At 68.3% G+C, this 5,030-nt stretch carries 4 protein-coding genes; all 4 read left to right on the top strand.

All coding sequences use genetic code 11. From position 1 onward, the window contains the following. Positions 1–1,017: ParB/RepB/Spo0J family partition protein (locus AX702_RS07560; protein WP_066778190.1), on the top strand; the 1,017-nt coding region annotated here is incomplete at its 5' end. Positions 1,018–1,318: 301 nt separating this feature from the next. Continuing rightward, the gene (locus AX702_RS07555; RefSeq protein WP_066778188.1) at positions 1,319–2,734 is read left to right on the top strand and encodes a replication initiator protein A; all 1,416 of its coding nucleotides are present in this window, start codon (positions 1,319–1,321) and stop codon (positions 2,732–2,734) included. A 1,197-nt stretch (positions 2,735–3,931) separates the two neighbouring features. Then, the gene (locus AX702_RS07550) at positions 3,932–4,282 is read left to right on the top strand and encodes a hypothetical protein (RefSeq protein WP_066778186.1); all 351 of its coding nucleotides are present in this window, start codon (positions 3,932–3,934) and stop codon (positions 4,280–4,282) included. Positions 4,283–4,315: 33 nt separating this feature from the next. Beyond that, on the top strand, positions 4,316–4,813 hold the full coding sequence (locus AX702_RS07545; RefSeq protein ID WP_066778184.1) for an RES family NAD+ phosphorylase: 498 nt from the start codon (positions 4,316–4,318) through the stop codon (positions 4,811–4,813). Positions 4,814–5,030: the final 217 nt, after the last annotated feature.

Genomic DNA, 5,030 nt, shown 5'->3' with positions numbered 1-5,030 from the left:
CAGCCGGACCGGCCGCAGGCGGATGCGCCCCCTGCCCCGCCGCCCGCTCCCCCGCCAGCCACGCGCGAGCGATTGCGCGGCACGACGCTGCTCGGCCGGGAATCGGCGTTGGCGCGGGTCGCCTCGGGCGAGGTCCGCCAGGTCACGCAATTGCTGCTTGATCCCGCTCGCGTGCGCATCTGGCCGGGAAATGCCCGGTCTTATGCGCATCTTAGCGAGGAAAGCTGCCGCGAGCTGATCGATTCGATCGTGGCTGAGGGCGGGCAGAAAGTGCCGGCGGTCGTGCGCCGTGTCGAAGGCGATCCGGCGCATGATTATGAGGTGATCGCCGGTACGCGGCGGCACTGGTCGATCTCCTGGCTGCGCGCGCACAGCTATCCCGACATGATGTTCGTGGCGCAGGTCGCCGCGCTCGACGACGAAGCCGCCTTTCGTCTCGCCGATCTGGAGAACCGCGCGCGCAAGGACGTGTCGGACCTGGAACGCGCGCGCAATTACGCCGCCGCGCTCAAGAGCCATTACGGCAATCACCTGACGCGCATGGCGGAGCGGCTGAAGCTCTCCAAGGGCTGGCTGTCCAAGATGCTGAAGGTCGCGGCCCTGCCCGAAGCGGTGGTGCAGGCCTTTGCCTCGCCCGCCGATGTGCAGCTGAAACCCGGCTATGCGCTGGCCCAGGCGCTGGATGACAAGGCCGCCGCCCCGGCGATCCTGGCCAAGGCGCGCGCGCTCACCCGTGACCAGAAAAGCCGCAGGGACAATGGCTTGGCGCAGTGGAATGCCGCCGAGGTGGTGCGCCAGCTCCTCGAGGCACCGCGCGCCGCGGCCGGCCCGGCGGCAGAGCCATGGACGTGGACGACCAACCACGGCCGCCCTGCCCTCACCATCCAATCGGCCAATCGCCAGGGCGTTACGATCCGCCTTCACGCCGGATCGGGCGCCAGCCAAGACGATCTCGCCGCGGCGCTGCGCCAGGCGCTCGATCATCTGGAGACCGAGGGGCGGGGCCTGCAACGGTGATCCGAGCGGGCGCCTCGACGGTCAGGGGAGCCGCGCCGCCGGGCCCTGTTTCCCCGGGGAAACATGGGCGCCTGCGTGCCGATGACCGGCAGCGCGGCGCCGCGCGACGTGGCTCGCGGCGATTTCGCCTTGCCGCCATCCCGGGCGTGATCCGGGATCCATGGCTCCTGAGGGGCAGGCAGGACTTGCCTCGCGGCGCCGGCCGCGATCACGACACGGCAGATGTTGCACCTTGTGTTTCCCCGGGGAAACACGGCCTGCCCGCGCCTGCCCCGCACGTGTTTCCCCGGGGAAACGCCGCATGAGCAAGGCTGGCCGCGCGTCCGTCTCGAACCAGTTCGACCTCTTCCTCCCTTATGTCGCCGATCTCGCGCTGCGCGACCAGCGCGAGATGATGGAGCGCCCCTTCTTCAGCCTGGCGAAGTCGAAGCGGGTGAAGCCGATCGACTACCGAAGCCCCGACGGCAAGCTGTGGGTCCATGTGTCGGCCAATCCCGATTACGGCATGGCGACGATCTGGGATGCCGACATCCTGATCTATTGCGCCAGCGTGCTGGCCGACATGGCGCGGCGCGGGGTCAATGACGTGCCGCGCAAGCTGCATCTCATGCCCTATGACCTGCTGCGCGCGATCGGGCGGCCGACCACGGGGCGGGCCTATGAGCTGCTCGGCCAGGCGCTCGACCGGTTGGTCGCAACGACGATCAAGACCAACATTCGTGCCGACGCCTCACCTGAGCCGGCCTCCGGCCGGGGGCGCCGAGAGGCGACGTTCAGCTGGCTCGATGGCTGGACGCAGCTGGTGGACGAGAAGACCGAGCGATCGCGCGGCATGACGATCGAGCTGTCCAACTGGTTCTGGGAAGGCGTGATGATGACGGGCGGCGTGCTCAGCATCGATCGCGCCTATTTCGACCTGACCGGCGGTCGCGAACGCTGGCTTTACAAGGTCGCGCGCAAGCACGCGGGCGGCGCCGGAGAGGCTGGTTTCGCCATTTCCATGCCAACGCTGTTCGAAAAGTCGGGCGCGGAAGGCCAGTATCGCCGCTTCAAGTTCGAGATCGCCAAGATCGCCGAGAAGGATCCCCTGCCCGGCTATTCGCTTGCGATCGAGCAGCCCGCCGACAAGCGCGAGCCGATGCTGCGGATGCGGCGGCAGGCGGATGGCGGCCTCTCGGCGCGCGCCATGGGTGCGGACACGGGCAAGCGGACGGCGCGGGCCAAGGCCGTGGCGCCGCAGACAGTGACGGCCGAGGCAGTGGCGGGCAAGACGGTGGAGGGCGCCGCGCCGGCTACGGTCGCGGCCTCCCCTGCCCTGCCGCTCGACCATGTGGCGCGCGATGGCGGCGGAGGCGGGGGCGCCCCGGACACGCGGGCCAGCGTGGCCGCGGGCGCCATCATGGCCCCCTCGCCTGCCCAGCGTTTCCCCGGGGAAACACCCTCGCCCGAGCGTATCGCGGAGCTCTCCGCCACTGCCGCCATGATCCGGCGATCGGTGAAGAGCCTCGCCCATCGCGCCAGCGCCGGCGACCTGACCGATGCGACGCTTGCCACGCTGAAGGCGGAATGCCCGGGCTGGGATTATCAGGCGCTGCACGAGGAATTCCGCCAGTGGCTCGCCGCCGATCCTGCCCGTACGCCGGTCAGCTATCAGAATGCCTTTATCGGCTTCGTGAAGCGCTGGGACGCCAAGCACCGCCACCATCTCGGCCGCTGATCCCGCTGCGCCGATCGTGGCGGGCGGGCGCCTTCCCCCTTGCTTATGCTTGTCTCGTCGGCTGACTGGCAATGGCCTGGGCGCTGGTGGCTATCTCCCGGCCATCACGCGAGTTCGATGCAGCTCGCGCGAGCGAAACCTCTGCGGCAAAGTCCGACGGCGGCACAGGCTGCGTCGACCCGGATTTGTGTCGGGATCCGCTGTTGCGCACACTCGAGGGCGCAAGCTGCGCGGCACAGTGGATGCCGGAACAACGCCCGGCATGACGGAGAAAGTTGCGCCACGGGTCGGCGGACGTGGATCTGACTGGAGCAAGCGTGATGGGCTCGATGGTTGATCGTGCCGGTGCGGCGCCCGCATCCCCGCTCGTAGCGAGCTTGTCGAAGTTTGTGCCAGACTTGGCCGCTTGCCGCGCGTCTTGGTTGAAAGTGCGGGACGAGGAAGAGGCCTGTCGTGAGGTCGTGCGATGCGTCACTATCATCGTTGAACGTCGCGGCGGAGGGATGAGGAAGTTGCGACTTGCGGTGGCAATTGCCCCGGCCTTTCCAACTGGGCCCCGGCCTTCGCCGGGGTGCTGGTCAACGCTGAAGCAGGGTTCGCGGGCATCACGCGGGAGCAGGGGAGGGGACAGGCCTGTCGCCGCTGCGCTGGTGCATCAAGCCGCGCATCGTTCGACATCGGGCTTCAGCGCCGGTACGATTGTCTCTCATTCCAGCCGATCGCAAATCCGCGTCGGGACACGCCTGTTGCCCCAACGTACCGCCCGCCAATCCGGCATTCCGTTCCCGAAGTGTCGGGTTGCAACCGCCGCCACCCGGCGAGATCACCGGCGCCTCGCGATTTTGAACCTCTCCATCCAACAAGCGCGCGAAATTGATTCAAACCGTGCGCTCGAAAGACGCTATCCCAGGGTCCATCGACACTCCGGGAACATCTGTCGCCCCTTTAGGAACAGTTTCACGACACTTCGGGAACGCCCGTATCGCCACTTCAGGAACGCCCGGCCGACATATCGGGAACAGCCTGCACGGTAGTTCGCCCGTCTTTACAGAGACTTGCGAGCATGTGCCGGCCGGCTAACCTTCTAACCTATTCCATAAACCCTCTAACCAGTCGTGATGACATGAACTTGATGGGAAGAGGGATTCATTGAACCGGGGCGGGCGTTGGTGCATATAACAGGCAAGGAGTGCACTCATGCTTGCCGCTTTCCTCGATGACATCCGCGATGCCGACATGATCGCGCCGCGTCGCATGGCCGAGCGGTTGCGCCTTCCCATGTCCCGCCTCGCCAAGCTCGCTCACCTCAACCGCAATACCATGGCCGCGCGGCCGGAAAGCCCCGCCGTGCAGGCGAAGCTTGGCGAGATCGCCCGCATCATCGCGCGCGCCGCCGAGCTGGCGGGGGATGAGGGGCGCGCGATCATCTGGTTCAAGCATCAGCCGATCGCCGGCTTCGGCAAGACCGCCGAGGAGCTGGTGGAGGAGGGCCATGCCGATGCGGTGATGTGGACGCTGGAGAGCATGGACCAGGGCGCTTACGCCTGATCCGCCGGCGACCGCCCGGGATCACCCGTCATCATGGCCGATCTGCCCCCGCTCTCGCCGCTCCAGGGCCGGTTCTGGCGCATGCTGGGCATCCGCTGGCAGCGCCGCCCCTATGACAGCGGATCGCATCTGACGGGCGGCCGCTGGAATGCGCCCGGCACGCCCGCGCTATACCTGTCGGCGGACTACAATACCGCGATCCAGGAAATGCATCAGGATCTGATCCGGCCGGGCACGCTGGTCGCCTTTGACCTGGCGGCCGAGCGGGTGGCGGACCTCACGACATGGGATCCCGCGGTCACCGCCTGCCTGTGGCGCGAGATCCACATGATCCGCCGCGAGACGCCGCCGAGCTGGACCCTGGCGCAGGTACTGATCGCCGCCGGGGCGCAGGGTGCGCTGGTCCCTTCCGTCCAGCATCGCGGCGGACGCAATCTGGTGCTGTGGCGCTGGCGCAAAGCGGAGGATGGGGCAGGGGAGGGCGCGGCGCTCACCCTGCTCGATCCCGAGGCGCTGCTGGGCGGCGGCTGACGCGCCTCAACAGGCAACCGAGCGGGTCGCCTCGCCGGCAGGACAGGACAGGACGGAGCCGGGCAGGACTGCGCGGGGCAGGGCACGGCAGGGAAGGGGGCAAGCGGTCCATCCGCCCGCCCCCCCAGCCCGCTCAGTCCGCGTCCCGCTCAGTCCGCGACCGCCTCCGCCGCGGCCTGCGCGATCGCCAGCAGCAGCGCCGGCGTGGCGGTCGCCG

Source organism: Sphingomonas sp. CCH5-D11 (assembly GCF_001557395.1).
GTDB lineage: Bacteria > Pseudomonadota > Alphaproteobacteria > Sphingomonadales > Sphingomonadaceae > Sphingomonas.
This window is presented reverse-complemented; position numbering and strand designations above follow the sequence as displayed.

Excerpts from the sequence above, each read along its gene's own strand:
- AX702_RS07550 (WP_066778186.1), top strand. The coding sequence starts at position 3,932 with ATGCTTGCCGCTTTCCTCGATGACATCCGCGATGCCGACATGATCGCG.
- AX702_RS07555 (WP_066778188.1), top strand. The coding sequence starts at position 1,319 with ATGAGCAAGGCTGGCCGCGCGTCCGTCTCGAACCAGTTCGACCTCTTC.
- AX702_RS07545 (WP_066778184.1), top strand. The coding sequence starts at position 4,316 with ATGGCCGATCTGCCCCCGCTCTCGCCGCTCCAGGGCCGGTTCTGGCGC.